The organism is Methylobacterium trifolii (genome assembly GCF_022179685.1).
Lineage (GTDB): Bacteria > Pseudomonadota > Alphaproteobacteria > Rhizobiales > Beijerinckiaceae > Methylobacterium > Methylobacterium trifolii.
This window is the reverse complement of sequence record NZ_BPRB01000164.1, coordinates 1-4,683: the sequence shown is the minus strand read 5'-3', so window position 1 is coordinate 4,683 and position 4,683 is coordinate 1. Positions and strand designations below refer to the sequence as shown.

4 protein-coding genes are annotated in these 4,683 nt (G+C 72.1%); all 4 read right to left on the bottom strand.

All coding sequences use genetic code 11. From position 1 onward, the window contains the following. Positions 1-133: 133 nt before the first annotated feature. Entirely contained in the window at positions 134-1,369 is a 1,236-nt protein-coding gene (locus tag COGEMETH_RS14870; protein ID WP_238183385.1) for a glycosyltransferase family 4 protein, read from the bottom strand. Then, positions 1,366-2,232 carry a sugar phosphate isomerase/epimerase family protein gene (locus COGEMETH_RS14865; protein ID WP_238183384.1) on the bottom strand — a complete coding sequence of 289 codons (867 nt, stop codon included), beginning with the start codon at positions 2,230-2,232 and terminating at the stop codon, positions 1,366-1,368. The genes COGEMETH_RS14870 and COGEMETH_RS14865 overlap by 4 nt, the downstream gene beginning before the upstream one ends. Before the next feature lie 112 nt (positions 2,233-2,344). Next, a complete protein-coding gene (locus COGEMETH_RS14860) occupies positions 2,345-3,934 on the bottom strand; it encodes a YcaO-like family protein (protein WP_238183383.1) in 1,590 nt (529 codons plus the stop codon). A gap of 9 nt (positions 3,935-3,943) precedes the next feature. Then, on the bottom strand, positions 3,944-4,683 hold a 740-nt coding region (locus tag COGEMETH_RS14855; protein WP_238183382.1), incomplete at its 5' end, for a Gfo/Idh/MocA family protein.

Here is a 4,683-nt window from a genome sequence, read left to right as displayed (position 1 = left end):
AGGTCTCTCCGGAGAGGTCGCATCCCTCACCCTGTCCCTCTCCCGCACGGGAGAGGGGACCCGCGCCTCGGCCGCCATCCTTGCGAGATGTGTGAATACAGGAGCTCGCAAAAGGAGAGGGAAAGGGCCGCCCCTACAGCAGGTGCGGCTCGGCCCGGAAGCGGCAGGCGGGATCGTGCGGCAGGTCCGGCGAGAAGCCGGTGTCCGGCGCCATGTGCACCACCTGCCCGTAGACCCCCATGATCTGCCGGCCCACCGCGCCCCAGGAATAGACCCGGCGGCACTCCTCCAGGCCCGTGGCCGCGATGCGGCGGCGCAGGGCGCCGTCCTCGACCACGCGGGTCAGGGCCCGGGCCAGGGCCGGCACGTCGCCGGGCATCACCAGCAGGCCGTTCTCGTCGTCGCGCAGGCAGTCCGAGACGCCGACCGCGTGGGTCGAGACCACGGCGAGCCCGGCGGCCATCGCCTCCAGGATGGTGTTGGAGAACCCCTCTGCGTAAGTCGGCGAGACGAACACGTCGGCCCCCCGGTAGAGGTCCGGGACCGTGGCGTAGTCGGCATAGCCCGTGAAGCGGATCTCGGCCTCGGTGAAGCCCAGCTCCGCCGCCAGTGCCTGAGACGAATCCACGTCCGGCCCGATGCCGGAGATCGTGGCCGCGAACGGGGTGGCCTGCCCGCGCAGGATCGCCAGGGCCGCGATGAAGTCCAGCACGCCTTTCCGGCGGTCGACCCGGCCGTGGTAGAACAGGCGCACCGGCCCGGCATGCCCGGCCGGCAGGCCGTCGCCGTCTTGGGCGAACCGGGCCGTGTCGACGGCGCCGGGCACGATGGTGAAGCGGGCCGGGTCCGAGCCCAGCCGTTCGCAGACCTCCTCCACGAACGAGGCGCCGCCGATCAGGAGGGCGTTGGCATGGGCCAGCACCGCGCACATGGCGACCCGGTGGGTCTCGCAGCAGGAGCCGACCCAGTGGCCGTCGCCGCCCTGGATCGAGACCACGTTGGGCACCCCGAGCCGGCGCGAGGCCAGCAGCACGGCCCAGCCGGTGGGGTAGCCGTACTGGGCGTGCAGCAGGTCGAAGGGTTCTCTCGCGTGCTCCGCGCAGATGGTCTCGACCATCGTGGCGATGTCGCGCTCGAAGTCGCCGCTTTCCTGCTCGCCGGCCTGTTCGAGGCCGATCACCCGCACGCCGGGCACGGGCGGCGGCGGCCCGCCGCCGTAGACGCGGGTGCCGAAGGCGTCGCCCCGGTACTGCGAGACCATCGTCACGTCGTGGCCGGCGGCGACGAGTTCGCGCAGCAGGTTCTGGGCGTAGACGCTCATGCCGGAGATCGCCGGGAAGTAGCGCCGGCTGACGAAGCAGATCCTCATTGCCGCCGGGTCTCCTGGTCCTCCGGCAGTTCCGGGCCGCCCCGCCGGCAGCGGCGCAGGTAGTCCAGGGATTGCGGGATCATCACGTCGGCCCGGTGGCTCTCGCGGGAGAGTTCGACGCAGATCAACTTGGCGTAGCCGATGCCCTCCAGGGCCTCCAAGACGCCGGCCACGTCCATGTCGCCCTCGCCGAAGGGCAGGTGGACGTGCGTCCCGCGGGCCATGTCCTCGATCGCCACGGTGCCGATGCGGTCGGCGAACTCGCGCACGGCGTCGGCTGGCTCGCGCTCCTGCGTGACGAGGCAGTGGCCGGTGTCGAGGGCGAGCTTCAGGCCCGCGACCGAGAGCCCGGAAAAGTCGTCCAGCGTCTCGATCAGCATGCCCGGCTCTGGCTCCAGGCAGGGCACCACGCCCTTGGCCGCCGCATGGGCCACGACCTCGGACAGGCCCTCGACCAGCCAGCCGCGCGCCTCGTCCCGGTCCACGCCGGGCTTCGGAACGCCGGCCCAGAACGAGACGGCCTCCGCATGGAGGATCGCGCCGATGTCGATGGCCCGCTTGAGGAAGCCGACGCGGCGGGCGCGGGCCGAGGCGTCGGCGGTGACCAGGGTCGGCTCGTGCTTGGCGGTGGGGTCGAGGAGGAAGCGGGCGCCGGTCTCGATCACCGCGCCGAGTTCGAGCTTCTCCAGCCGGCTCGCGATCCGCCCGGCCTCCGCCGCCCAGCCGTCTGCGAAGGGATCGAGGTGGTGGATGTCGAGCGTCAGGGCCACGCCGTCGTAGCCGGCCGCCTTGATCAGGTCGATCGCGTCGTCGAGGCGGTGGTTGGCCGCCCCGTTGGTGTTGTAGGCGAACCGAAGGGTCATGCCAGTGGCCCTTGCGCCCGACGCCTCCAGGGCAGTCCGCCACACGAGCGGCGGCGCGCGGTCGCGCTTGCCGACGGCCGGTGGCCGAAAGAGTCGCGGTTTGCCGTCGGTATCATGCCGCCCGTCCCCTCTGCTCCAGCCTGAACGGCGCGTGGTGCGATTCCGGCTCGCGGTAGAGGGGATAGTGATCGCCCACGATGCGTTCCGCCAGGGCCGTGTCGAACAGGGGCTGGCCGCCGAAGCGCTCCAGGGCCTCCGGCGTCAGGCGCACGGGGCGCAGGGTCTCGCTCTCCGTACCGAACCGGATCAGCGGGTGGTCGCGCTCGATGAGCTTGCGCGTATTGCGCTCGCCGATCCGGTAGTAGCTCATGGTCTCGACCTCCAGTCCCGGCACGATGGCCTTGACCACGCCGACGCCCCCGCCCGGCGGGGAGCAGTCGATGGCGAGCACGTCGAACCCGGCCGCCAAAAGCCGGTCGCAGGCGATCCTGCCGCGGGCATGCCCGTCCGGCGCGTGCGTCGTCGGCAAATCCGAGAACTTCCTGGTGGAGCGCTCGGAATAGACGGTGTCGGCCAGGACGCCGCGCAGGCCGTCTGCCGGCAGTTCGATCCATTCGAGCATGGCCTTGAGGGCCCGGCTCTCCTCCAGGTCCAGGCTGGGAAGCGCCTTCTGGATGAACGCGTTCACGTAGCCCGGCGGCGTCACCCGTTCGGCGAAGGCCAGCGGGCCGTGCCCGAAGGCCTTGCGCACGCGGGCCGCCTGGAATTCGAGCAGCGCCTTGCGTAGCGCCCGTTCGCGGTCCGGGTCGCAGGCCTCGCCGCAGGCCGAGAGGGCGATCGGTACGGGGGCGTCGGCCGGGTTCCGGTCGTAGCCGACGACGTAGAGGTTGGTCAGGCCGAACTGGTCGGTGGCGAACTTCGGCAGCGCCCGGATGCCGAGGTCTTCGAGGCGCGCCAGCATCGCCGTCGTCTCGGGGCCGAGCCCGTCCGAGAGGTCGAGCATCACCCCCTGGTCCAGGGCCCGGAACAGCAGGCCGTTTCCGTCCCGCTGCAGCAGTTCGAGAACGCCGTGCCCGAGGGCGAAGGGCAGGTCGGGGCCCGCACCCAGCCCGTTGGTGATGAGGTTGGTGAAGGGCCTGTAGCCCTCCGACAGCTCGAAATAGTCGGTGGCCGCGATGTCCAGCGGCATCAGCACCGTCTCGCCGGTGGCGTGCCGCAGGGCCGGCGTCCATTCGAGCACCGTGCCGCGGCCGACCTCGGAGCCCGCGGGCAGGCAGAGCGTCAGGGGGTCGGCCACGGACGTGGCGCCGAACACCTTCACGAGGTCGTCGTAGCTTCCCCGCTCCTTCCTGCGGGGCAGCACGGCCAGCGACGGCATCAGGTTCTCGGCGATCTCGGCCACCGCGCCGATCAGGGCCTCGTCGTCGGTGGCGCCGTAGCCGATGCCGGACGGCATGGCGCCGACGAAGAACGGGTCGTCCAGGAACAGCGAGACGAACCAGACCGGGATGCCGGTGCGGTCGAGCGGCGCCAGGGGGAAGCCGACGATGCGGCCCTCCGGCAGGATGTCGAGATAGGCCCGCACCGGCTCGGGCAGATGCTCGGGCAGGCCCTCGATCGGCCGGCGCGCGCCGTAGCGATAGGCACGGGGCGCCTTGATCCGGTCATGGCGGGCGCGGTCGTCCTGGTCGATGTCGCTCACGTCGTGTCCTCAGGCGCCGCCCGCCGGCCCGTAGGCGCGGGCGATGAGCCGCATGGTGTGGAGGTCCCGGGCCGCCGAGTAGGCCGCGCGCTCCTCCGGCCGGCGCAGGGCCGAGCCGAAGGCGCGCACCTGCGCGGTGAAGGGCGAGGCCTCTCCGTCGAAGGCCACAGGTTCTACCCGGCCGCTTGTACCGTCCGTGAACGTGAGCCGCCCGCCCGCGGTCTGGCCCATGGTGTCGTGGGCCGCCAGCAGGCCGCGCGTGCCGACGACCTCCAGGCGCCGCCGGGGCAGCGCGTCGGGACAGTTGTAGGCCACATGAAGGCTGGCGAGCGTGCCGCTCGCGGTCCGGCCGATCAGCAGGGCGCCGTCGTCCACCGCGTAATCTTGGGCCTTGGCCTGGGTCAGGGCGGCGATGTCGCTGATCGATTCATCCAGCAGGAAGTCCACGAGGTCGAGGCCGTGGGGGGCGAGGTCCATGAGCGCCCCGCCGCCGGCCTGGGCCGGGTCGATGCGCCAGTTGGCCTGGCCGGGGCAGGCTGCCCAGTCGCGCCCGAGCCAGCAGGCGTAGACGATGCGGATCGCCGTCACGGTGCCCAGGCGGCCCGCCGCGATCCAGGCCCGCATGGTGCGGTGGGCCGGGTGGTGGCGCTGGTCGAAGGCCGTGCCGTAGAAGGTGCCGCCCGCTTGGACGGCGGCGGCGATGGCCTCGGCATCGCCCAGCGAGGCCGCCATCGGCTTCTCGCACAGGA

Excerpts from the sequence above, each read along its gene's own strand:
- COGEMETH_RS14870 (WP_238183385.1), bottom strand. The coding sequence starts at position 1,369 with ATGAGGATCTGCTTCGTCAGCCGGCGCTACTTCCCGGCGATCTCCGGC.
- COGEMETH_RS14865 (WP_238183384.1), bottom strand. The coding sequence starts at position 2,232 with ATGACCCTTCGGTTCGCCTACAACACCAACGGGGCGGCCAACCACCGC.